Source organism: Aeromicrobium sp. Leaf291 (assembly GCF_001423365.1).
Classification (GTDB): domain Bacteria; phylum Actinomycetota; class Actinomycetes; order Propionibacteriales; family Nocardioidaceae; genus Aeromicrobium.
Genome location: NZ_LMNM01000003.1, coordinates 439,835 through 463,420 on the forward strand (window position 1 = coordinate 439,835; position 23,586 = coordinate 463,420).

The following is a 23,586-nucleotide window of genomic DNA, read 5'->3' on the forward strand; positions in this document are numbered from 1 at the left end:
CGACGGTACACAAACATGAACGACTTCCTCAGGTCCACATCCTGGCAGAAGTCACAGGTTCTCCGTGCCACTTTGCGCCAACCGAGCGGCCGTCGGGAGTGAGGTGCGTCATACGGTCCGGCGGCGCCACCGGAGGTGGTTCACCCGCGCAGGAACGCGACGAGGGCGACCACGCCGACCCCGACCACGAGCACGCGCAGCGCCGACGCCGGGAGACGTCGCCCGACGGTCGACCCGACCTGCCCGCCGACGGCCGAGCCGATCGCGATGAGCAGCACCACGAGCCAGTCGACGTCGGCCACGGCGATGAAGACGAGGCCCGAGACCCCGTTGGCCACGGCCGCCAGCACGTTCTTCAGCGCGTTCAGCCGCTGCAGCTCGTCATCGATCCCGATGCCCATGACGGCGAGCAGGATGATGCCCTGCGCGGCACCGAAGTAGCCGCCGTAGACGCCGGTCAACGCGACCAGCGGTCGCGTCCACCAGGCACCGTCCTCGGACAGCCCGCCGCGCTCGGCGTGCCGTCGGGCGACGGCGGCCGAGATCCGCGGCCCGAGCACCACGAGCACGCAGCCCAGCAGGATGAGCACCGGCACGACCGCCGAGAACGCCGACGCCGGGAGCACGAGCAGCAGGACCGCACCGGCGACAGCGCCGACGGCGGACGCGGGCACGAGCCGCATGGCTCGCCGACGCTGGCCACGCAGCTCGCGCCGGTACCCGATGGCCCCCGAGACCGAGCCGGGGACGAGCCCGATGCCGTTCGACACGTTCGCGGTGACCGGTGGGACGCCGAGCGCCAGCAGCGTCGGGAAGGAGATGAGGGTGCCGGACCCGACGACGGTGTTGATCGTCCCCGCCGCCAGTCCCGCGAGCAGGATCACCGTGATCTCGACCGGACCCATCTCGACCTCCCCCGGGGCGCAGGTGCGCCGTCCCGACCGTCGAGGCTACGTCAGCGCGTCGAGCGGGACTGATGCCGCCGGCCCCTCCGCGCGACCGATGTCACGAGAGCGGGCCCAGCAGCCGGCGCGACTGGCGGGACTGCACGAGGAGCGCACCGTCGTCGGACCACACGTCGCAGTCGTCGACGGCCCAGGCACGGTCGAGGTGGCGCGCCCTCATCCTGACCAGCACGAACCCGGACGTCGGCGGGTGCTGGCCGAGCACCAGCGAAAGGTCGGCGGTGGGCATCAGCACCGGGGTGGAGGCGATCCCGAACAGCGCGGGCGGCATCGCGTCGCTGATGACCGCCAGCTCACCAGGACCGTAGCGACCCTCCGTCCGCAGCCGAACCCACGCGACCAGCTCGGCGGTGTCACCGCCGACGGTCGGCCGCGCCTCGGTGGCGAAGCGGAACTCCAGCTGTGCACTCACCGGGACCAGGTCGCGCGGGAGCTCCACCTCCTCGCACCGGCCGGGCGCGGGGACGTCGGGCATCGCGACGTCGGTGAACGAGCCCTGCTCCTCGTCGACGGGAGCCGAGAGGACGGTCGCCAGCAACGCCGGACGGCCCGCGCTCGCCGCCTCGACGGAGCTCGCCACCGAGCTCCGTCCCTGGTGGACGGTCCGGACCGCGATCTCGAGCGGGTCGTCGCGCACACCGGCCAGGTACTGGAACGTGGCCGTCCGGACGCGCCAGTCCGGTGGCACCTCGGCGGCGACCGCATCGAGGACGGCACCGGCGGTCACACCCCCCATGACGCCCGCGAAGGACCACCAGTCGCGGGTGAACGACGCACCGTAGCCAGGGTGCCCCGACCCTTCGACGGGGTGCACCGACGGCCGGACCGTCACGACCGGGCCGCCGTGACCGGCTGAGCAACGCGGTTCGTCATGCCGAGGGCAAGCACCGCCGCCACCACCAGAGCCCCGGCACAGACCCACCACGTGGCAACGAAGCCGTCGCGAGCGGCGACACCCTGGGCGCTGCCGACGATGGCGAACAGCACGCTCACCCCGACGACGAAGCCGATCTGGCGCGACATGGTGACCACGGCGCTGCCGGTAGCGGACTGGTCTGGCGCAAGGTCACGGGTGCCGCCGGCGATGAGGTTCGGCAGGGCCAGCCCGACGCCGATGCCGCCCAGCAGCCACCCCGGCAGGTAGGCCGACACGAACGCCGGCTCGACGCCCATGACCGACACCATCCACACGTTGCCCACCGCGCACACGATGGAGCCCGCGGCGACGAGTCGGGCGGGCGCGACGTGGGGCAGGAAGCGGTGCGAGAGGGCGGCCGTCACGGGGACCATGATCGGGCCGACGGCCACCGCGAAGCCGGTCCGGAGCGAGGAGTAGCCCCAGATCTGCTGCAGCCAGAGGATCCCGACCAGCAGCTGTGCGGCGAAGGCGACGTTGAAGACCAGCATGGCCAGGTTGGCGTAGCGGAACGAGCGAACACGCAGCAGCGCTGGATGGATGACCGGCGAAGGGTGACGACGCGACTGTGCCCAGAACACCGTGCCGAGCACGACCGCGCTGGCGAGCGACCCGGCGGTTCGCGGGTCCGCCCATCCCCAGTCGTTGCTCTTGGTCAGGCCGAGAGCGAGCAGGCCGACCGCTGCCGCGAAGACGACCGCGCCGGCCAGGTCCGGGCGGACCGCGTCGTCGTCGGTGCGCGCGTCGCGCACGACCGTGACCGCGAGCCACAGCAGGCCGAGCCCGATGGGCAGGTTGATGAGGAACACCCAGTGCCACGACAACTGGGTGAGCACGCCTCCGACGGTCGGCCCGAACGCTGCCGCCAGCGCGCCGGTCGCCGCCCACAGCCGCACCGCGCCCACGCGCCGCTCGGGCGGCAGAGCACCCATGAGGATGCCGAGGCTGGTCGGCGTCATGGCGGCGGCGCCCGCGGCCTGCAGGACCCGGCAGGCCACCAGCATCCAGACGCCCGTGCTGAGGGCGCAGGCCACGCTCGCCGCGACGAACAGCGCGAGCCCACCGACGAACATCTGCTTGCGCCCGTAGCGGTCCGCGAGCCGTCCGAACGGGACGAGCAGGGCCGCGAAGGTGACCGCGTAGGCGTTGAGCACCCAGCTCAGGTCCGCGGCAGTGGGGCCGCCAGGCGTGCCCACGCCCAGGTCGCGCCCGATGTCGTCGAACGCGACATTCACCACGAACAGGTCGAGGCTGGACATGAAGGCGGCACCGATGGTGACGAGCACGACCGCTCGCGCACCCTGGCTAGGATGAGGCATAGCCAGCAACCTAGTGCCTGGCTATGGTCCTGCCAAGCCAGGGCGTAGGATCGGTCCATGCCCGCCCGACTCGAAGGACGCCTCGCGTCCCCCGACCGCAGGTCCCCCGGCGACCACTGCCCCATCGACCGTGCGCTGCACGTGGTCGGCACCCGTTCGGCACTTCTCCTCATGCGCGAGGTGTCGTACGGAACCAGCCGCTTCGACGACCTCGCCACTCGCGTGGGCATCAGCGACGCCGTGGCCTCGGCCCGCCTCCGCGAGCTGCTGGAGGCCGGTCTGCTCGAACGTCGCCCCTACCGCGAGCCGGGCCAGCGCACGCGGCACGAGTACGTGCTCACCGAGAGCGGCGAGGAGCTGCTGCCGGTCCTCCTCGCCCTGGCCGCGTGGGGGCGCCGGCACACCGGGGCCCGGACCTCCCCCCGCTTCGTCCACGCCGACTGCGGGGCCGACGTCGAGGCCGAGGTGCGCTGCACGGAGGGGCATGTCGTCGCGCTCGACGAGCTGGTCGTCAGCAGCTGAGGGGCGCAGCGACGCGGATGCGAACGACGACCGTCGTCCAGCACGCGCCTGCTCCGAGACCTTTCGGAGCCGCCTGTCGGAATCGAACCGACGACCTTTTCATTACGAGTGCCGAAGCCTCCGGTGCGCTCCCGGATCTTCAAGTGCGTACGTTGCACGAATTGCTTCCGCGATCCGTAATGCGCAGCGCGGGGGCAACCTGGGGGCAAACGACGCCGCCACGCTCGAACGTGACCTAGCGACTTCTTGGCGGTCGCTGATTGCGGAGCTCGGGGGGTGGCGCAGAGGCTCCGCGCGGATGCGCACCTCGGCTCTGACTTCAACCGACACGTCGACTGCGCGCATCCGGGTGGAGGGGCGCCATTCAGTGGCCGCCAAGAAGTCGCGGAGCACGGCGCTCGTCATCGGCTTCCGCTGGCCTGAGCGGCCCATCGGGCGGCTCGCTCCTCCCCGCGCGCACGGGCGGCAGCCCGAGCACGGGGCGGGGCGAGCCGCCCGGTGGCCGCGTGACCTCCGGACGCCGTAACGCTCGACTGGCCGCCGATCCGGGTGCGGACCTTGTAACACAGCACCCGAAAGCTACTTCGTCTCCGAATCGGTCCGCCGAGAGACCGGCACTACTAGGCTTTGTACGTGGCGCCCCCAACTCGTATAACCCAGAACCCGCTCTGGGCAAGCTTGGGACAGTTGAAATCAATGCTGTCGAGCCTGTCTCACGAATTCGAAGTCCAGCAAAGTCAGATTCTTGCTCGCTCTCGTGCAACGGTCGACTTCGTTATCGGTCAGCTTGAAGACGGTCCGACAGAACTGGTGTCAGACGGCGCGCTGAACAACGGCTACTCGTGGACCAATGTGATGGTCAGCGAGCTCCAGAACGCCATCAACTCCAACAACCCCGCCCTGCTCGGTGAAGGCAACAACTACTTCAACCACCTTGACGCTCTCACCCAGAACCTCCACACCTTTCCTTCAGCACGCCCAGCCGCTCCCTCACTTAACGCAGCCGTAGAAGAAGCTCAGAACCGGCTCAAATCCGTTCAAGACCTACAAATCCAGCACGAGGCAGAGACTCGCGCGGCGACGGACAACATGCAGCGGCTCCTTGCGGAAGCCGAACAGATCAAGGCTGACGGAAAGAAGCGGCTAGACCAACAAGAGCAGACGGCCTCTAACTTGCTGGCAGCCCTAGGCGCGGAGGGAACGTCGGCCGGCTACCGAGCCACAGCATCTGACGAATCGGAGCAGGCGAACTGGTGGCGTTGGGTGACGATCATCGGAGGGTTAGCGACGGCCATCGTGGCAGCAGGACTGCTGATCGCATTCCACGACAGCAGCGTGTCTGACACTCTCACGCGGCTGTCTGTCACCCTTCCCCTGATCTTGCTGACGATCTATGCAGGCAAGCAAAGTGCAGACCATCGCAACGAAGCCCGCCGCGCAAAACACCTGGAGTTGTCGTTCGCGAGCGTGGATGCCTTTCTGGCTGACCTTGAACCGAGCGACCGAGCATCTTTGAAGACACAACTCTCGGCGCAACTCTTCGCCGAAGATTCCGTCGGCGGAGGCGCGGCGGGATACCCATCTAGCGCTGACTTGCTGGCCGTGATGATGGAGTTGGCCAAGCGTGCCCGTTAGCGGTATCCGCCAGGGTTGTCACCCGTAGTGTCTAATCTGCAACTATGACCGACTTCAGAGCCGACCGAATGCCATCGGCCGAGGGCCGTGGCATGGCGCGGCAAGCCTGGGAGGCGTATGTCTCCACAGTCAGCAAGGCCGCTCAACCGCTCGCCATGAAGTATGCGACGAACAAGGTGGAAGGACTCGTAGGTTTCTGGGTTCTGTGGCACGCCTACGGTGGATTCGAGAACTTGATCGAGCTCGGCTTCAGCCCGTCCTCCGTCCATCGCCGCGTCAAGGCTTTTCGGCAGGTATTCGGTGAGCATCCGGACACCTTCCAGTTCAAGGGATTGACGCTCGACCGAGCTAAGTGGCACGAGCAGGACGCCCCAAGCAACTGATGCACTACTGTCACTATTGACAGTCCACCCTCGGACCCCTCAGACTGTCAATTATGACAGTCCGCGTTCTAGCGTCGGGTCTTGACGCGCTCTACCTTTCCGGAACGACCGAGCTTCGCTCGTCGCTGGTCTCGTTGCTCGACGCTCGCCGCGAGAACGCTGCCGTTCAGGGCAACGTGCATGTGCCGCTGGGTCTCGGGCCCGATGGTCTGACTGTCGGCTGGGGGCCTTGGGATCGCTACCGCTTCCGCCTCGAGCATCCGAACGCGCTGATTGGCCTCACCCAGAGCCGCAACCTCCCGCCGATACGCATTCAGCCGAGGGCAGAGTTCCTGCACGCTGTCGGTCCTCAAGGCGTTATCGAATGGTGCGACGAGTTCGCCGTCACTGTCATCGCATCGCCAGTTGCGTGGCAGGTGAGCCGGGTAGATCTATTCGCCGACACCCAGGGGTGGGACGTCACCGCAACCGATCGCCGCCGCTTTGCTGCACGCGCGAACTCTCGCCGGACCTATGAAGAGCGGGATGACCTGACCGGATTTCAATGGGGCGCCGGCAAATCGGTCCTGGCTCGGATCTACGACAAGACCGTCGAGATTCAAAAGGACGGGAAGGACTGGTGGCCGAGTATCTGGGGCAACTTGTATGACCCCACGAAGCGCGTGGTCCGGACCGAGTTCCAAGTCAAGCGCGACGCGCTCCGCGAGTTCGGCTTACACACTCCCGAGCAGGTCTTGGCCGCCCGACCGGTTCTGTGGAAATACCTCACCGAGAACTGGCTCAGCCTGCGCGAGTTTTCCGACGATTCGAATCTGTCCCGCCGTGCGGTCGACGCCGACTGGCTCGCCATCCAAAACGCCCAGCTCGACTCTGAAGGCATCGGACAGGACCTTGTCCGCTCCGGCTCCCAGGCAGGCGATATTCGAAGGATCATTCCGGCGCTCGTCGGCTATGCCACGCGCTTCGGCGCGCTCACCGGAGCCGTCACTCTTGACGATCTGCTCGACGCACTGCACGACATGCTTGTCGACGACGAGCGTACTCGTGGAATCTCCGTCGAGGAACGTCTGCATTTGAAGGCGCAAGGGCTCGGGTGGGCTGCTCCGTGACCGGACTTCTCACGACCGCTGATGTAGCTCAGTGGCTCAATGTGCACCCCAGCACCCTCGTCCGCATGCGCCAGGACGGTAGAGGGCCACGGGTCATCTGGCTGACCGCGAAGTGTCCCCGCTACAGGGCCGATGACGTCGAGTCCTGGCTGAGTCAGGCGTGCATCTGATGGCCATCCGTCGAGATGGTGACGGCTGGCTCGCAGTCGTCAAACACGGTCGCGATTACGTCGGATCCAAGAAATTCGACACCCGACGCGACGCCGTCGACTGGGAGCGAAGCTTCAAAGCTCGACTGGCCGCCGGCATTGACGTTAAAGCCGGTCGCGTCACGGTCGCGGCTCGGCTACTCGAGTGGGCGACCGAGCGCGAGGGCATGGTCGCAGAGACAACTCTCGTGCTAGACCGGGACCTGAGTCGAGTGCTGCCGACATGGTTCGCTGCGCTGTCCGTCAATGCCGTCACTGAGGCTCACGTCGAGCGCGTGCTCATGGAATGGATCCGCACACGATCGCACGGGTCCGTCACGCGATACCGAGCAGCGCTGTCGGCCTTCTTTTCATCATGCGTCCGGGCCCGACTGGTAACAACCAACCCGGTGACCAACGTCCGCCCGCCGCGTCGGACCGAGCCACCAACTGAGATGACTCCATTCGCCGAGGACGAACTCAACGCCTTGGCCGGTTTGATCGCTCACCGCAACCGGCGACTTGCTGACGTTGTCCTGCTCGCTGGTTGGACCGGTCTTCGGTGGGGGGAGCTGCGCGCTCTCCGCGTTCGCGATCTAGTCATCGTTCCCGAGCCGACCCTCATCGTGCAGCGCAGCCAGACCGAGGGTCGCTCTGCAAAGGTCCCGAAGTCGGGTCGGACCCGACGCGTTCCGCTTGCTGACCACCTTCTCCCCATCGTTCAAGAGATGGCACGCGACAAGGGCGCAGACGACTTGCTGGTGACAACCGATCGTGGCGCGCAACTGCACGCCACCGCTTTCAAGCGCGCGACCGATTGGCAATCACTCGGGCGGGGCAGACGAATCCACGATCTGCGTCACACTGCCGTCTGCCTCTGGCTTGCCCGCGGCGTCGAGCCCGGCACGGTCAAGGCGTGGGCTGGACACTCGTCCATTGCCGTCACGGACAAGTATGTCCATTACCTCGGCACCGCTGCCGACCGCGCTGCGCGCGGACGACTGAACGCCCCCGGGGCAAGTGTGGGGCAAGTACAGCGGGATGGCTCCGCGTGAATTCGTGGAGCCGCCTGTCGGAATCGAACCGACGACCTTTTCATTACGAGTGAAACGCTCTACCGACTGAGCTAAGGCGGCGAAGGCTCAGCGAGGATCGCCCGCCGAACCTCGACGAGTCTATCCGGGCCCTGCGGGGGCCACAAACCGGGCCCCTACACTCGACGCGTGGACGGAACAGAGGACGTGCGGGCCGAGCTGGACGACATGCGATCCAGCATCGACAACATCGACGCGGCCCTCGTGCACCTGCTCGCCGAACGGTTCAAGTGCACGCAGCGGGTGGGGCGTCTCAAGGCCGCGCACGAGCTGCCGCCCTCGGACCCCGAGCGCGAGTCGCGCCAGATCGAGCGGCTCCGCACGCTCGCCGTGGAGTCCGACCTCGACCCCGCCTTCGCAGAGAAGTTCTTGACCTTCATCATCGACGAGGTCATCCGCCACCACGAAGCCATCCGCTCGGCTTGACCCCTCCCCGACCGGCCCACGGCGACGCTTCGCGGCCGTCGGCGGTAGGTGGCGCGCGCAACCTGGAGGGTCGGAGGTAGGTCCTCCGCGGATAGCAGGTGTGTATCCGCGGCAGACCTACCGCCGGGTGCCCCCGTAGCGCGGCACACCTACCTCTGACGCGCGTAGCGCGGCCCACCTACCTCTGACGCCCTGATGCGGCGTGACGGTGGGGAGCCGGGGTGGTGCGTCAGCCCTCGTCCTCGCAGGTGAGGCCGTCCTTCGGGACCGTGCCGTCGACGAGGTAGGCGTCGACGGCCTTCTTGATGCACTGGTTGCCCGACCCGTAGGCGGTGTGGCCGTCGCCGTCGCGCGTGAGCAGCACGCCCTCGGAGTCGCCGAGCTGGTCGGCGAGCGCCTTCGCGTTCTCGTACGGGGTGGCCGGGTCGCGGGTGGTGCCGATGACGACGATCGGCGCGGAGCCCTCGGCGTCGATCTCGACCTGCGGGCGCTCGGCCGGCTCCGGCCAGTCGCTGCAGCCCAGCACGCCCCAGCCCAGCGCCTCGCCGAAGACCGGCGAGGCCTTCTCGAACGTCGGCAGCTCGGCCTCGACCTCGTCGACGCTCGGGCGCTCACGGTTGTCGAGGCAGTTGACCGCGATGTTGGCCCAGCCGATGTTGCCGTCGTACTCGCCGTTGCCCTTGCGCGAGAAGTAGGCGTCGTTCAGCTGCAGCAGGACCGAGCCGTCACCGCGCAGCGCCGCCGTGAGGCCCTGCGAGAGGGCGATCCAGCTGGCCTTGTCGTACAGCGTGACGGCGATGCCGTAGAACGCACGCCCCTTGGTGAGCTCGCGATCGGTGCCGGTGGGCAGCGGCTCGTCCTCCAGCTGGCTCATCAGGGTCTCGATCGCGCGCTGCGCGGCGTCGGCGTCCTGCCCCAGCGGGCACGACTCGAGCTTCACGCACGACGCGATGTAGGCGTCGAGCGCACGCTGGAACCCGGTGGCCTGGCCCAGCGAGGACCCGAACACGTCCTTGGACGGGTCGACCGCGCCGTCGAGGACCATCGCGCCGACCTTGGCGGGGAACAACGTGGCGTAGGTGGCACCTAGCTGCGTGCCGTAGGAGGCGCCGAACCAGTCCAGCTTCTTCTGACCGAGCAGGGCTCGCGCGACGTCCATGTCGCGGGCCGCCTCCTCGGTGGAGACGTGGCCGGCGAGGTCACCGGAGTTCTTCCGGCACGCCTCGCCGAGCTCCTTGACCGCGTCGCGGAACTCCTGGACCTCGGCGTCGCTCGAGGGGTCCGGGTCGCTCGCGGCGTACTCGTCGAACTGCTCGTCGGGCAGGCACTCCAGCGGCGAGCTCTCGCCGACGCCGCGCGGGTCGACCCCGACGATGGTGAACGCGTCGCGGACCTCGTCGCCCATGCTCCCGGCGAGCGATCCCGCGTAGTCGATGGCCGAACCGCCCGGGCCGCCCGGGTTGACGAACAGCACGCGGGTGCCGTCGCCCTCCGCCAGGTAGCGCGCCGCCTTCAGCTTCGTGGTCTCGCCGTCGGGCTCGTCGTAGTCGACGGGCACCTCGATCGTGGCGCACTCGCGCTCGCCGCCGCAGTCCTCCCAGGTCAGCTCCTGGTCGTAGAAGCGCTGCAGCCCGTCGGGGGCCTTCTCACCCGTGGGCTCGAGCTGGGCCGTGGGAGCGGAGTCGTCACCGCGCGTGGCGACCAGCACGCCGACCACGACGGCGGCCACGGCGGCAAGGACGATCAGGACGAGGAGAGGGCGCTTCATCGGGTCCGGAATCCCATCATCATGCGTTCGAGGGTGAGCAGCGGTGCAGCGTTGGCGGTGAGCGCCTCGCGTGCCTCGACGATCGCATCGATCCTGCGGAGCGTCGAGTCGGGGGTCCACACGTCGGCGGCCGAACGGACCGCGTCGGCGACGTCGGCGTTCACGAGCGGCGCGCCGGGTGCCGTCTGCGCGACCACGACGTCGCGGCAGAACGCGAGGAGGTCGAGCAGGACGCCGTCGATCGAGTCACGCGCGAGCCGGGTGCGACGCCTCTTCTGGTCCTTCTCGAGCGAGGAGACCGCACCGGCGTAGCCGGCGGGCCTGCGGCCACGGTCCTCCACGCCCCACGACTGCTTGAGGTCGGAGGTCTCGCGCTCGTCGGCCACGTCGGCGACCGCGGCCGCACGGGCGGTGGCCTCGTCGTTGATGCGCTGGGCGGCCACCAGGCAGTCGCCGAGGGAGCGCAACGACGTGGGCAACGACAGGATGTCACGACGACGCTCCCGTGCCTGCGGGTCGCGGGCCAGCCCGCGCGCGCGACCGATGTGTCCCTGCGACGCCGCCGCGACCGCCTGCGCGAGCTGGGGCTCCACGCCGTCGCGCTCCACCAGCAGACGGGCGATCGCGTCGGCGGGCGGGGTGCGCAGGAGCACGGCTCGGCAGCGCGACCGGATGGTGACGATGACGTCCTCGGTGGCGGGCGCGCACAGCATCCACACGGTGTACTGCGACGGCTCCTCCACCGCCTTGAGCAGGGCGTTGGCCGCCTGCTCGGTGAGTCGGTCGGCGTCCTCGACGATGAGCACCTGCCAGCGCCCGAGCGCCGGCCGCAGGGCCGACTTGCGCACGTACTCGCGCGCGACGTCGGTGCCGATGGACAGCCCGTCGGTGCGGATGACGGTGATGTCGGGATGGCTGCCCGCCGCCGCCGTGGTGCACGAGTGGCACTGGCCGCAGCCGCCCAGCTCGCACTGCAGCGCCGCCGCGAACGCCTTGGCCGCGTTGGAGCGCCCCGACCCGGGCGGACCGGTGAGCAGCCACGCGTGCGTCATGGAGCGACCGTCGCCGCCGGCGGACCGGACCGCGGCGGACAACGTGTCGACGACCGGTCCCTGGCCGACGAGCTCGTCCCACACGCTCGTCACAGGTCACCACCGTCTCGGCGGGCCTGCCCGAGCCACGGCTCGACCGCGGCCCGGATGGCGGCGTGCACGACCTCGGGCGGCTGGTCGGCGTCGAGGACGAGGTAGTGGGCGGGGTCGGCGGCCGCGAGGGTCAGGAAGTGCTCACGCACGCGCTGGTGGAAGTCGAGCGGCTCGGCCTCGATGCGGTCGGGCTCACCGGCGCGCGACAGCCCGACCGTGGGGTCGAGGTCGAGCACCACGGTCAGGTGGGGCCGCAGGTCGGCCGTGGCCCACCGGGCGACGTGCTCCAGCTCGCCGGCGTCGATGGCGCGGCCCGCCCCCTGGTAGGCGAGCGTGGAGTCGACGTAGCGGTCGGTGACCACGACCTCGCCGCGCTCGAGCGCCGGGAGCACCACGGCGTCGACGTGCTCGGCCTTGTCGGCGGCGTAGACGAGGGCCTCGGTGCGCGGCGACAGGTCGCCGGTGGCCGGGTCGAGCACGATGCTGCGCAGCCGAGCACCGACCTCGGTGCCACCGGGCTCGCGCGTGAGCAGCACGGGCGTTCCCTGGGCCGTGAGCCAGTCGTGCAGCAGGCGGGACTGGGTGGACTTGCCGCCCCCCTCACCACCCTCGAGGGCGACGAAGACGCCCGAGTCGGTGTAGCGAGGCTGCATGTCGCCGATCCTAGGGGGCGGGTGCGACGGGGTGGGGTGGTGTGTCGTCGCGGCCTGCTGCTGCGCTGGTTGCGGCAGTGCCGTCGTGCTGCTGCGCTGCCTGCGGTCGTCACGACTCACCGGTGCACTGCCCGCGGTCGTCACGACTCACCGGTGCGCTGCCTCGGCCTTCGCTGGAGGCGGCCTCCGAAAGGCCTCGACCGGGGACCTGGGCGGGCGCTGGTCCGGGGGCGCGGGACTCATCTGGTGCCGGGGGTGGACCCACGATTCTTCCTTTGCGCGTGATCAGCGCAGGATTCTTCGTTCGTGCGTGCCATCGGTGGATCCTCCACCACAGACGGCCCGCAGAGGTTGAGGATCCGCCGATGACGAGGGCGAAGGGGGTCAAGGATGCTTCCTTCTCGTGGAACGGTCCACGAGAAGGGCGAAGCCCTGACCACCCCGGACGCGGAGCAGCACGTCGAGTTCCTCGCAGGCAACGCAGCAGGAGGCCGAGACCCCGGCGGGCAGCGCACCCCCCCGGGCGAGGACTCAGCTCTTCTTGGCCGTCGTCTTCTTCGCGGTGGTCTTCTTGGCCGCCGTCTTCTTCGCGGTGGTCTTCTTCGCCGCCGCCTTCTTGGCCGTCGTCTTCTTCGCCGGGGCCTTCTTGGTCGCCTTCTTCGCGCCCTTCTTGGCCGTCTTCTTGGCCGGGCCGCGGGCCCGGCGCTCGGCGAGCAGCTCCTGCGCACGCTCGGCGGTGAGGGTCTCCAGGGAGTCGTCCTTGCGCAGCGTGGCGTTGTACTCACCGTCGGTGACGTACACGCCGAAGCGACCCTCCTTCACGACGATCGGGCTGCCGCTGACCGGGTCGTCGCCCAGCTCCTTGAGCGGCGGCTTGGCCGCACCGCGGCGGCCGTACGTCTTCGGCTGGGCGTAGATCGCCAGCGCCTGCTCCTCGGTGAGGGTGAACAGCTGCTCCTCGGACTCCAGCGAGCGCGAGTCGGTGCCCTTCTTCAGGTAGGGCCCGTAGCGGCCGTTCTGCGCGGTGATCTCGACGCCCTCGGCGTCCTTGCCGACCACGCGCGGCAGCGTGAGCAGCTTGACGGCGTCGTCGATCCCGATCGAGTCCATGCTCATGGACTGGAACAGGCTGGCCGTGCGCGGCTTCTCGCTCTTCTTGGCGCCCTCGGGCAGCAGCTCGGTGACGTAGGGGCCGAACCGACCGTTCTTGACCACCAGGTCGAGGCCGGTCTCGGGGTGCGTGCCGAGCATCTTCTCGGCGCCGGCCGGGTTGGCCAGCAGCTCCTTGGCCTTCGCGAGGGTCAGCTCGTCCGGCGGCAGGTCCTCGGGCACGTTGGCCCGCGTGGGGACGTCGGCGCCGTCCTTGCCGGGCACCATCGGCGGGCCCTCGACGTACGGGCCGTACCGACCGACGCGGACCGCGATGTCGTCGCCCAGCTCGAACGTGGCCAGTCCGCGCGCGTCGATGTCGGGCAGGTTCTCGATCAGCCACTTGAGGCCGGTGTCCTTCTCGCCGCTGCCGGCCCAGAAGCTCTCGAGCACGCGCTGGCGGGCGTCGCGGCCGTGCGAGACCTCGTCGAGCACGTCCTCCAGCTCGGCCGTGAACGAGTAGTCGACCAGACGCGGGAAGTGCTGCTCCATCAGCCGCACGACGCTGAACGCGATCCAGGCCGGCACCAGCGCCGTGCCCTTCTTGAACACGTAGCCGCGGTTCTGGATGGTGCCGATGATCGACGCGTACGTGGACGGCCGGCCGATCTCGCGCTCCTCCAGCTCCTTGATGAGCGAGGCCTCGGTGTAGCGGGCCGGCGGCTTGGTCTCGTGGCCGGCCGGGGTCAGCTCGTGCGCCGCGACCGTGTCGCCCTGCGCCAGGGCCGGCAGCTTGGTCTGCTGGTCGTCGCCCTGGCCGTTGTCCTCGCGGGACTCGACGTAGGCCTTGAGGAAGCCGTGGAAGGTGATGGTGCGACCAGACGCCGTGAACTCGACCGGGGCGCCCGCGTCGGCACCCGCGGCGTCGGAGGCCGTGGCCGCCAGCCTGATCGAGACCTGCTCGCCCCGGGCGTCCTTCATCTGCGAGGCGAGCGTGCGCTTCCAGATGAGCTCGTACAGCTTGTACTCGTCGCCGCGCAGACCCGTGGCCTGTGGCGTGCGGAACTTCTCGCCCGCCGGCCGGATGGCCTCGTGCGCCTCCTGCGCGTTCTTGACCTTGCCCGTGTAGGTGCGCGGCTTCTCGGGCAGGTACTCGGCACCGTAGAGCTCGCGGACCTGCGACCGGGCCGCGTTCAGCGCCGTCTGGGACAGCGTGATCGAGTCGGTGCGCATGTAGGTGATGTGCCCGCCCTCGTACAGACGCTGCGCCACCTGCATGGTGCGGGCCGCGCCGAACCCGAACTTGCGCGACGCCTCCTGCTGCATCGTCGTGGTGCGGAACGGGGCGTAGGGCTTGCGGGTGTAGGGCTTGGCGTCGACCGCGGCGACCGCGAAGGACTCGTCGCGCAGGCCAGCGGCCAGCGCCGTCACCCGGGCCTCGTCGAGGTGCGCGACCTCGGCGTTCTTGAGGGTGCCGTCGTCGGCGAAGGCCGAGCCGTTGGCCACCTTCTTGCCGCTCACGCTCACCAGCCGTGCCGGGAACAGGCGGGCGTCCTCGTGCTTCTCGCCCGCGTCGAAGGTGGCGTCGAGGTCCCAGTACGACGCGGACCGGAACGCCATCCGCTCCCGCTCGCGCTCGACGACCAGACGGGTGGCCACCGACTGCACGCGACCGGCGGACAGGCCCGACATGACCTTCTTCCACAGGACGGGGCTGACCTCGTAGCCGTAGAGACGGTCGAGGATGCGCCGGGTCTCCTGCGCGTCGACGAGGTCCATGTCGATGTCGCGCGGGTTCTCGACCGCGCGGGTGATCGCTTCCTTGGTGATCTCGTTGAAGACGATCCGCTTGACCGGCACCTTCGGCTTCAGCTCGTCGTACAGGTGCCACGCGATGGCCTCGCCCTCGCGGTCCTCATCGGTCGCGAGCACGAGCTCGTCGGACTCCTTGAGCAGCTTCTTGAGCTTGGTGATCTGCGACTTCTTGTCGGCGGCGACCACGTAGACGGGCTCGAAGCCGTTGTCGATGTCGACGCCGAGGCGCGCCCAGGGCAGCCCCTTGTACTTGGCCGGCACCTGGTCGGCGCCCTTCGGAAGGTCCCGGATGTGGCCCACGCTGGAGTCGACGACGTACCCGTCACCCAGGTACGACTGGATGCTGCGCACCTTGTTCGGCGACTCGACGATGACGAGCGTGGTCACGGTGATACTCCCTGCTGGACGGCGTCGGCCCCACTGGTCGGGGGCCGGACGGGGCAAACGCTAACGCGTCCTGTCAACAAACATCGTGCCCCGGGGGCCGACGTGGCGCGCGCCACGCCCTGCGCCGACGCTCTCAGGGCACCAGGAACCCGTCGGCCACGAGGTCGTGCACGACGGGTCGGTACGACTCACGCAGCTCGGTCGGGTCGCGGTCGAGCAGCTGGGCGAGCGCGTCGATCACCTGACCGGCCGTGAGGTCGCCGTCGAGGGCGCCGAGCAGCCCCGCCTCCACGGTGTCGACCTGCCTCGCGCGACGCAGCCCCTCGCCCAGCCGCACCACGATCGCCTCCGGGTCGGCCGCGCCGGGCGGACCGTACGTCTCCTGCGCCAGGCCGGTGGCCTGGGTCCAGCGGACGTCGAGCACGTCGTCGGCGTCGGCCAGGGCGTCGACCCGCTCGGCCCAGTCGAGCACGGCGGCGCCGACCGGCGGCACGACCTCGTGCCGCCACTGCTCCATCCGCAGCACCGGGACGTCGCGGTGGACCGCCCGCAGGTTGATCCACCCGAAGGCCATCGCTTCCACGCCCTGCTCGTCGAACCAGCCCAGCCACGCGTCGTAGCGCTCGGCGTAGTCGGGTCGGTGGCGTGCGCCCGCGTCGGCCAGCCACATCTCCACGTACGCCGGCAGGTCGACGACCTCGCGCTGCACCACCCAGGCGTCGAGCCCGGTGGGTGCGATCCAGCCGTGCAGACGTTCCTCCCACGGCTCGTCGGTGTGCACCCAGCTGCCCAGCACCTGGCACCAGCCGCCGGGACGCAGGTGATCCGCGGCGCCCGAGACGACGGTGCGCACCACGCCGTCGGTCTCGAGCGACCCCTCCCGGTACACGAGCCGCTCCCCCGTGGGCGGCGAGACGACGAACGGCGGGTTCGTGGCGATCACGTCGAACCGCTCGCCGGCCACCGGCTCCCAGAACGAGCCGTCGCGCACGTCGACGTCGGCGCCGTTCAGCTCAGCGGTGAGCCGGGCCGCCCACAGCGCCCGCGGGTTCACGTCGGTGGCGACCACCTGGTCGTGACGCTGCGCCAGGTGCAGCGCCTGCACCCCGCAGCCCGTGCCGAGGTCGAGCACGCGTCCACCCGACGTGGGCACCGTGAGCTGCGCGAGCGACGACGACGCCTCGCTGATGCCGAGCACGTGCTCCGGTCCGACCTCGATCGGGCTGGTGTCGAGACCGGGCGTGAGGTCGCAGACCACCCACCAGTCGTGCTCCTCGTCGCCGTAGGGCCGGACGTCGACGAGCGCACGCACGTCGGACCCGTCGCGTCCGAGCAGCCCCCGCTCGAGCAGGTCGTCGACGAGCCCCGGGAGGGCGGCCTCGACGGCACGGGCCGGCTCGGCGCGCTGGAGGGAGAAGAGCCGCACGAGCGTGGAGAGCGCGGAGCCGTCGCGCGTGGCGCGCTCGGCCGGCGTCGTCTCGTTGCGCAGCAGGGCGGCGTGGGCGGCGGGGCCGAGGAGCTCCTGGACCCGGTCCACCGTGAACCCGACGTCGGCCAGCCGTGCGCGCACCTGTTCCATGCGGCCAGCGTGTCACGCCGCCACGTCGATGCCACCCACTCACCCTGGTTCTCCCCCACTCACCTGGGCGGGCATCCACAGGTGAGTCACGGATTCCCATGGTGGGCTCGCGATTCCCATCACCTGATGAGAATCGTGGGGACGGAGGGACGCGATGCGCCAGACGCACGTGACCCCCGCAGCGGGGCCGCGGGGGTCACGTGGGGTGGTGCGGTCAGGCGGGGCTGGTCGCCTCGTCCATGGCACCGTCCTCCTGGACGTCGCCGATGGCGATCGGGCGACGCTTGGAGATGTACACGGCCACCACGATGATGAGCACCGAGACACCGGCGATGGTGTACCGGACCCAGTCCTTGGCGTCCTCTCCGTAGGTCACCTGCACGACGACCGGGACGATGAGCAGGGCGACGAGGTTCATCACCTTGAGCAGCGGGTTGATCGCCGGGCCGGCGGTGTCCTTGAACGGGTCACCGACCGTGTCGCCGATGATCGTCGCCTCGTGGGCGGGCGACCCCTTGCCGCCGTGGTTGCCGTCCTCGACCAGCTTCTTGGCGTTGTCCCACGCGCCGCCGGAGTTCGCGAGGAACACCGCCATGAGCGTGCCGGCGCCGATGGAGCCGGCCAGGTAGGCGCCGAGCGGGCCGACGCCGAGGCCGAAGCCGACGGCGATCGGGGCGAAGATCGCCAGGATGCCCGGCGTCGCCAGCTCGCGCAGCGAGTCACGCGTGCAGATGTCGACGACCTTGCCGTACTCCGGACGACCGGTGCCCTCCATGATCCCGGGGATCTCGCGGAACTGGCGGCGCACCTCGTACACGACCGCGCCCGCGGCACGCCCGACGGCGCTGATCGCGAGCCCGGAGAAGAGGAACACGACCGAGACGCCGATGATGAGGCCGACGAGGTTGCTCGGGTCGGCCACGTTGAGGATGCCGGAGATGACCTGCCCGTCGGAGGAGCTGAGCCCACCGAGGAAGGCCTGCAGCGGCTCGGGGTCCTGGACGTCGAAGCCGGAGAGCACCTCGCCGAAGCCGTCGCGGATCGCGTCGGTGAACGACCCGAACAGCGCGGTCGCGGCCAGCACGGCCGTGGCGATCGCGATGCCCTTGGTGATCGCCTTGGTGGTGTTGCCCACCGCGTCGAGCTCGGTGAGGATCTGCGCGCCCTCCTCGCCGACGTCGCCGGACATCTCCGCGATGCCCTGGGCGTTGTCGCTCACCGGACCGAAGGTGTCCATGGCCACGATGACGCCCACCGTGGTGAGCAGGCCACAGCCCGCCAGGGCCACGGCGAACAGAGCCACGACGAGCGAGCCCGAGCCGAGCAGGAAGGCGCCGAACACCGCCGCGCCGATCACGAGAGCGGTGTAGACCGCCGACTCGAAGCCGACCGAGAGGCCGGACAGGATGACCGTGGCCGGCCCCGTGAGCGACGTCTTGCCGACGTCCTTGACCGGGCGCGTCTCCGTGCCGGTGAAGTAGCCGGTGAGCGCGAGGATCACGGCGGCCAGGACGATGCCGATGATCACGGCGACCATGGCGATGACGCGGGGGTCGCCGTCCAGGCCGGCCACGCTCTCCACGGGCAGCACCTGCGACAGGATCGACGACTCGTCGGCCGTCGGCAGCGACAGGTCCGCGAAGGACGACGGCAGGTAGAACCAGGAGAAGGCCGACGACCCCACCGCACCCAGGAACGCCGAGATGTAGAACGACCGGTTGATCGTGCTCAGGCCGCTTACGCCCGGCTGGGCGCGGGTGATGAAGACGCCGAGGATGGCGGTCAGCGCGCCGATGGCCGGGATGACGAGCGGCAGGACCAGGCCCTGCTCGCCGAACGCCACCGAGCCGAGGATGAGCGCGGCGACGAGCGTGACGGCGTAGGACTCGAAGAGGTCGGCCGCCATGCCGGCGCAGTCACCGACGTTGTCGCCCACGTTGTCGGCGATGGTCGCCGCGTTGCGCGGGTCGTCCTCGGGGATGTTGTTCTCGACCTTGCCGACGAGGTCGGCGCCGACGTCGGCGGCCTTCGTGAAGATGCCGCCGCCGACTCGCATGAACATGGCCAGCAGCGCGGCACCGAAGCCGAAGCCCTCGAGCACCGTGGGCGCGTCACCCTGGTAGATCAGCACGACGACCGAGGCACCGATGAGGCCGAGGCCCACCGTGGACATGCCGACGGTGCCACCGGTGCGGAAGGCGATGCGCATGGCCACCTCGCGCCCCTCGTTCTCGGCAGCCGCCGCCACGCGGACGTTCGCCCGCACCGCGAGCCACATGCCGAAGTACCCGATGAGGGCCGAGAACAGCGCGCCGGCCAGGAACGCGACCGAGCGACCGATGCGGACGTCGGTGGCACCGGGCAGCGCGAACAGCAAGGCGAACGCGGCCACCGCGAACACGGCGAGCGTCTTGAACTGGCGGGTCAGGTAGGCCGAGGCGCCCTCCTGCACCGCCAGTCCGATCTCCTGCATCTTCTCGGTGCCGTCGTCGGCAGCGAGGACCTGGGAGCGGAACAGTGCAGCGAAGAGGAGCGAGACGACTCCGATCCCGGCGACCACAGCGACGAACGTCGTGTTGCCTCCCGAGAGCTCGAGATCACTCGCCGCCGCAACGAACGTCGCGTCGACCATGTATTCCTCCGTGGTGTGGGACAGGGGTGTCGGCCCCAGCCAACCAGGAAAATGTGACGCGGGCTACACCCGGGTAACAATCCTGCGCGTGTCGTCCACGGCGGGCGCGGTCAGGCCAGCGACGCGGGTCCGTGGGCGGCGCGCGCCGCCTCCACGGAGTCGTGCAGGCCGAACACCTTGTCGAGGCCGGTGATCTCGAAGATCTTGAGCAGCCGCGGGTGGGTGCACACGATGTCGAGGGACCCGCCACCGGCGCGCACCTTCTTGAGGGCGCCCACGAGGACGCCGAGTCCCGTGGAGTCGAGGAACTCGACCCGCTCGACGTCGACGATGAGGCGCAGGTGCCCGGCCTCGACGGCCTCGACGATGGCCTCACGCAGGCGTGGTGCGGTGTACACGTCGATCTCTCCGCCGACCTCGATGATCTCGAACGGGTCGTCGGTGCGCGTGGTGAGGAGCAGGTCCATCAACGTCCTTCCGAAGGTGTGACCAGTCAACCACGAAGGAACCGAGCCCGCCCCCGTCTCGGGGGAGCCGTCGCGTGCCGCCTGGGAGACTGTGGGGGTGGACATCGGACGCCTGCTCTCGCGCCACGGCGACCGCATCCTCCACCTGCACGACGTGCCCGCCCGGGAGGCCGTGGTGGAGCCGTGGCCGGAGTGGGTCGATCCTCGCGTTCGGACGGCGTTCGCGGCCCAGGGCGTGACCCACCTGTGGGGGCACCAGGCCGAGGCGCTCGCGCACGTGCACGCCGGGCGGCACGTGGTGGTCTCGACCGGGACCGCGTCGGGCAAGTCGCTGACCTACCAGGTGCCGGCGCTCGACGCGCTGGTCCGCGGCAGGTCGGGCGACGCGCTCCAGGGCCACCGCGCTCCCACGGCGCTCTACCTCGCCCCCACCAAGGCGCTGGCGGCCGACCAGCTGCGTCGGCTCCCCCTCGGGCCCGACGGGGCAGCCCTCGTGCGCGCGACCACGGTCGACGGCGACAGCTCGCTCGACGACCGGGCGTGGGCCCGCGACCACGCCCAGCTGGTGCTCACGAACCCCGACACGATCCACCACACCCTGCTGCCCGGGCACGAGCGCTGGTCGCGCCTGTTCGCCGGCCTGCGCATCGTCGTCGTGGACGAGTGCCACCACTACCGGGGGGTCTTCGGCGCCCACGTCGCGCACGTGCTGCGTCGCCTGCTGCGGGTGTGCGCCCACCACGGGTCGCACCCCGTGGTGGTCCTGTCGTCGGCCACGGTCAGCGAGCCCGAGGCGTCGGCGCGACGTCTCACCGGGCTCGACGTGGTGGCCGTGACCGACGACGCGTCGCCCCACGGACCGCGGACGATCGCACTGTGGGAGCCGCCCCTGGTGGGTGCGGCGCACCCGTCGCAGCCGCCGACCCGTCGCTCGGCCGGGCGCGAGGCGGCCGAGCTGCTCACCGACCTCGTCCTCGACCGCACCCGCACCCTCGTCTTCTCCCGGTCGCGCCGCGGGGCCGAGTCCATCGCCCGCGGCGCCCAGCAGCGACTGGGCGAGGTCGCGCCCGAGCTGCCCGGCCGGGTCGCGACCTACCGTGGCGGCTACCTGCCGGAGGAGCGGCGCGAGCTGGAGGACCGGCTCCGATCGGGTGACCTGCTGGGCCTGGCCGCCACGAACGCGCTCGAGCTCGGGGTCGACGTGAGCGGTCTCGACGCGGTGGTGAGCGTGGGGTTCCCCGGCACCCGAGCGGCCTTCTGGCAGCAGGTGGGACGAGCCGGCCGCGACGGGCAGCCGTCGCTCGGGGTGCTCGTGGCCCGCGACGAGCCGATCGACACGTTCCTGGTGCACCACCCCGAGGCCTGGCTGGGCGCGCCGGTCGAGGCCACCGTGTTCGACCCCGACAACCCCTACGTGCTCGGGCCTCACCTGGCGGCCGCGGCACAGGAGCTTCCGCTCACGGAGGACGACCTGCCGCTGTTCGGTCCTCGGGCGCGCGAGGGGGTCGACGCGCTGGAGGCGGCGGGGTGGCTGCGCCGGCGACCCGGCGGCTGGTTCTGGACCCGGCGCGACCGGGCCGCCGCCCTGGCCGACCTGCGCGGCAGCGGCGGTGCACCGGTGCAGATCGTCGACGGTCCCACCGGACGGCTGATCGGCACCGTCGACGCGGGGTCCGCCGACGGCGAGGTGCACGAGGGCGCCGTGTACGTGCACCAGGGCGTGGCCCACGTGGTCGACGAGTACGACGTGGAGGACGGCGTGGCGGTCGTGCACACCGAGGACCCGGGCTGGTCCACCTCGGCCCGGACCACGACGGAGGTCTCGGTGGTGTGGACGCAGCGCAGCCGCACGTGGGGCGCCACCACGGTCCACGTCGGAGAGGTCGACGTGACCAGCCAGGTGGTCTCGTTCTCGCGCCGGCGGCACGACGGCAGCCTGGTGGGCGAGGAACCGCTCGACCTGCCCGCACGCACGCTGCGCACCGTGGCCACCTGGTGGACGCTGCACCCCGACGTGGTGCCGCAGGTCCTGGAGCACACGGACGTGCCGGGCGCTGCGCACGCGGCCGAGCACGCCGCCATCGGCCTGCTCCCCCTGCTCGCCACGTGCGACCGCTGGGACCTCGGAGGACTGTCGACCGCGGTGCACGCCGACACGGGCACGCTGACGATCTTCGTGCACGACGGGCACCCGGGCGGGGCGGGCTTCGCCGAGCGGGGCTACGAGGTGGTGGAGCGCTGGCTCCGCGTCACCCGGGCCACCATCGCGGGCTGCGAGTGCCCGACCGGCTGCCCGTCGTGCGTCGTCTCCCCCAAGTGCGGCAACTTCAACGAGCCGCTCGACAAGGCCGGCGCGGTGCGGCTGCTCGACGCCCTGCTGGACGGCGCGCCGGACGACGGGGCCTGACCGACCCCTGCGCCGGGTCAACGCTCGTACCAGGAAGGGGCGGCGCGGGCCTCGATGCGCGTGGTCCACGTCCCGCCCCACCACGGACGGGTCGAGCCGACCGCGGTCACGGTGGCGACGTCGAGGTCCATCCGGCAGCGTTCGAGCCGCACGTCGTTGCGCCGGGCCAGCCGGCGCGCCGCCCCGCAGCCGTCGGCGCCCTCGGTGCTGGCGCGACTGCCCGCGAGTGCAGCCAGGTCGGCAGCCGACGCCACCTGGTGGCGCAGCGTCACGAGGGCCATGACCTGCAGCCCCAGCGCCACCACGCCGACCAGGACGGCGACGACCCAGAGCGCGTGCACCGTGACCGCACCGTCCTCGGGGTGTCGGCCGGACGCGGTCGGGCTCACGGTGCCTCCGCGGCCGCCACGGCCGTCGCGCTGAGCTCGCGGGACCCGACGGTGGTACCGAAGCCCAGTGGTGCGCGCGACCGGATCCGCACGGTGACCACGACCGTGCCGTCCTGCTCCTGCACCCGCACCCGGGCACCGGCCGGCGCGAGTCGGCGGACGAGCGCCGTGGCCCCACCGTCGTCCTCGCCCCGTGCGACGAGCCGCGCACCCTCGCGAGCGGCGTCGACGAGCCGGACCTGGGTCACCCCGAGCGACGCCACCCACACGAGCAGCAGCACGAGCACGAGCGCGAACGGGGCGAGGACGGCCAGCTCGGCGGTGGCCGTGCCCTTCTCGCCGCGCCCGGTCATCGGATCGGGGTCCACGGCCTGCCGCGACGCAGGTGCTCGACGAGCGTGGTCGGGTCGAGCGCGCGCACGAAGATCTCGCGCAGCTGGTCGAAGAACCAGCCGTCGGCCCCGAGGTGGACCAGGACGGCGGCGCAGGTGGCGGCCCCGAGGGTGCCGACGGCGTACTCGGCGGTGGTCATGCCGTGCTCGCCTCGAGCGCCACGGCGGGAGCGACGGGCGCCGGTCCGGCGGAGGGACGAGACGTCGAAGGTGGAGGAGATGCGCTGGTGCACGGTGGGCTCCTGGGGAGTCGGGTCGGTGCTGTGGGCGAGGTGCGGGGGGTCGATCCGGTGGGGCCGTCGGGGC

21 protein-coding genes and 1 tRNA gene are annotated in these 23,586 nt (G+C 70.5%); 8 read left to right on the forward strand and 14 right to left on the reverse strand.

All coding sequences use genetic code 11. From position 1 onward, the window contains the following. Positions 1-140: 140 nt before the first annotated feature. The 3 genes from ASF35_RS15780 to ASF35_RS15790 form a co-directional block, all read right to left on the reverse strand. Positions 141-905: a sulfite exporter TauE/SafE family protein gene (locus ASF35_RS15780; RefSeq protein WP_055969572.1), complete on the reverse strand. Its 765-nt coding sequence runs from the start codon at positions 903-905 to the stop codon at positions 141-143. Positions 906-1,005: 100 nt separating this feature from the next. Beyond that, entirely contained in the window at positions 1,006-1,779 is a 774-nt protein-coding gene (locus ASF35_RS15785) for a thioesterase family protein (RefSeq protein ID WP_156368066.1), read from the reverse strand. Positions 1,780-1,793: 14 nt separating this feature from the next. Further along, complete coding sequence (locus ASF35_RS15790) at positions 1,794-3,200, reverse strand: MFS transporter (RefSeq protein WP_055969578.1); 1,407 nt, start codon at positions 3,198-3,200, stop codon at positions 1,794-1,796. A 57-nt stretch (positions 3,201-3,257) separates the two neighbouring features. Between ASF35_RS15790 and ASF35_RS15795 the strand changes: the two genes are divergently transcribed. The 6 genes from ASF35_RS15795 (at position 3,258) to ASF35_RS17820 (ending at position 8,092) form a co-directional block, all read left to right on the forward strand. Beyond that, positions 3,258-3,722 (forward strand): helix-turn-helix domain-containing protein, encoded by a 465-nt coding sequence (locus ASF35_RS15795; RefSeq protein ID WP_055969582.1) that lies wholly within the window; start codon positions 3,258-3,260, stop codon positions 3,720-3,722. Positions 3,723-4,355: 633 nt separating this feature from the next. After that, entirely contained in the window at positions 4,356-5,357 is a 1,002-nt protein-coding gene (locus ASF35_RS18135; RefSeq protein ID WP_156368067.1) for a hypothetical protein, read from the forward strand. Between the two features lie 44 nt (positions 5,358-5,401). Then, positions 5,402-5,740, forward strand: a complete 339-nt coding sequence (locus ASF35_RS15805) for a hypothetical protein (protein WP_055969589.1) — start codon at positions 5,402-5,404, stop codon at positions 5,738-5,740. A 53-nt stretch (positions 5,741-5,793) separates the two neighbouring features. Then, positions 5,794-6,849 (forward strand): hypothetical protein, encoded by a 1,056-nt coding sequence (locus ASF35_RS15810; protein WP_055969592.1) that lies wholly within the window; start codon positions 5,794-5,796, stop codon positions 6,847-6,849. Beyond that, positions 6,846-7,019 carry an AlpA family transcriptional regulator gene (locus ASF35_RS18535; RefSeq protein ID WP_255354073.1) on the forward strand — a complete coding sequence of 58 codons (174 nt, stop codon included), beginning with the start codon at positions 6,846-6,848 and terminating at the stop codon, positions 7,017-7,019. The genes ASF35_RS15810 and ASF35_RS18535 overlap by 4 nt, the downstream gene beginning before the upstream one ends. Beyond that, the gene (locus tag ASF35_RS17820; protein ID WP_082495556.1) at positions 7,019-8,092 is read left to right on the forward strand and encodes a tyrosine-type recombinase/integrase; all 1,074 of its coding nucleotides are present in this window, start codon (positions 7,019-7,021) and stop codon (positions 8,090-8,092) included. The genes ASF35_RS18535 and ASF35_RS17820 overlap by 1 nt, the downstream gene beginning before the upstream one ends. 5 nt (positions 8,093-8,097) lie before the next feature. On the opposite strand, the gene ASF35_RS15815 is transcribed toward ASF35_RS17820, so the two are convergent. Continuing rightward, positions 8,098-8,173: transfer RNA gene (locus tag ASF35_RS15815), tRNA-Thr, on the reverse strand. Positions 8,174-8,260: 87 nt separating this feature from the next. Between ASF35_RS15815 and ASF35_RS15820 the strand changes: the two genes are divergently transcribed. Beyond that, on the forward strand, positions 8,261-8,557 hold the full coding sequence (locus ASF35_RS15820) for a chorismate mutase (RefSeq protein WP_055969595.1): 297 nt from the start codon (positions 8,261-8,263) through the stop codon (positions 8,555-8,557). A 229-nt stretch (positions 8,558-8,786) separates the two neighbouring features. On the opposite strand, the gene ASF35_RS15825 is transcribed toward ASF35_RS15820, so the two are convergent. From ASF35_RS15825 to ASF35_RS15855, 7 genes are all read right to left on the reverse strand, one after another. Continuing rightward, entirely contained in the window at positions 8,787-10,325 is a 1,539-nt protein-coding gene (locus ASF35_RS15825) for an alpha/beta hydrolase (protein WP_055969598.1), read from the reverse strand. Next, positions 10,322-11,470, reverse strand: coding sequence for a DNA polymerase III subunit delta' (locus ASF35_RS15830; RefSeq protein ID WP_055969600.1), 1,149 nt, complete (start codon positions 11,468-11,470; stop codon positions 10,322-10,324). Before ASF35_RS15830 ends, ASF35_RS15825 begins: the two co-directional genes overlap by 4 nt. Next, positions 11,467-12,123 carry a dTMP kinase gene (tmk, locus tag ASF35_RS15835; protein WP_055969602.1) on the reverse strand — a complete coding sequence of 219 codons (657 nt, stop codon included), beginning with the start codon at positions 12,121-12,123 and terminating at the stop codon, positions 11,467-11,469. Before tmk ends, ASF35_RS15830 begins: the two co-directional genes overlap by 4 nt. A gap of 531 nt (positions 12,124-12,654) precedes the next feature. Next, positions 12,655-15,414, reverse strand: a complete 2,760-nt coding sequence (gene topA, locus ASF35_RS15840) for a type I DNA topoisomerase (protein ID WP_055969604.1) — start codon at positions 15,412-15,414, stop codon at positions 12,655-12,657. A 133-nt stretch (positions 15,415-15,547) separates the two neighbouring features. Then, entirely contained in the window at positions 15,548-16,993 is a 1,446-nt protein-coding gene (locus ASF35_RS15845; protein WP_055969606.1) for a methyltransferase, read from the reverse strand. Between the two features lie 214 nt (positions 16,994-17,207). Then, positions 17,208-19,625 carry a sodium-translocating pyrophosphatase gene (locus tag ASF35_RS15850; RefSeq protein ID WP_055969609.1) on the reverse strand — a complete coding sequence of 806 codons (2,418 nt, stop codon included), beginning with the start codon at positions 19,623-19,625 and terminating at the stop codon, positions 17,208-17,210. A 110-nt stretch (positions 19,626-19,735) separates the two neighbouring features. Further along, positions 19,736-20,092 (reverse strand): STAS domain-containing protein, encoded by a 357-nt coding sequence (locus ASF35_RS15855; RefSeq protein WP_055969612.1) that lies wholly within the window; start codon positions 20,090-20,092, stop codon positions 19,736-19,738. A 97-nt stretch (positions 20,093-20,189) separates the two neighbouring features. Here ASF35_RS15855 and ASF35_RS15860 point away from each other — a divergent pair, with 97 nt between their 5' ends. After that, entirely contained in the window at positions 20,190-22,499 is a 2,310-nt protein-coding gene (locus ASF35_RS15860; protein ID WP_200931786.1) for a DEAD/DEAH box helicase, read from the forward strand. A gap of 17 nt (positions 22,500-22,516) precedes the next feature. On the opposite strand, the gene ASF35_RS18140 is transcribed toward ASF35_RS15860, so the two are convergent. From ASF35_RS18140 to ASF35_RS15875, 3 genes are read right to left on the reverse strand one after another with little or no spacing between them, the layout of a single operon-like run. Further along, complete coding sequence (locus ASF35_RS18140) at positions 22,517-22,888, reverse strand: Rv3654c family TadE-like protein (protein WP_055969619.1); 372 nt, start codon at positions 22,886-22,888, stop codon at positions 22,517-22,519. After that, positions 22,885-23,241 (reverse strand): TadE family type IV pilus minor pilin, encoded by a 357-nt coding sequence (locus ASF35_RS18145; protein ID WP_055969622.1) that lies wholly within the window; start codon positions 23,239-23,241, stop codon positions 22,885-22,887. Before ASF35_RS18145 ends, ASF35_RS18140 begins: the two co-directional genes overlap by 4 nt. Continuing rightward, positions 23,238-23,513 carry a DUF4244 domain-containing protein gene (locus tag ASF35_RS15875; protein WP_055969625.1) on the reverse strand — a complete coding sequence of 92 codons (276 nt, stop codon included), beginning with the start codon at positions 23,511-23,513 and terminating at the stop codon, positions 23,238-23,240. Before ASF35_RS15875 ends, ASF35_RS18145 begins: the two co-directional genes overlap by 4 nt. Positions 23,514-23,586: the final 73 nt, after the last annotated feature.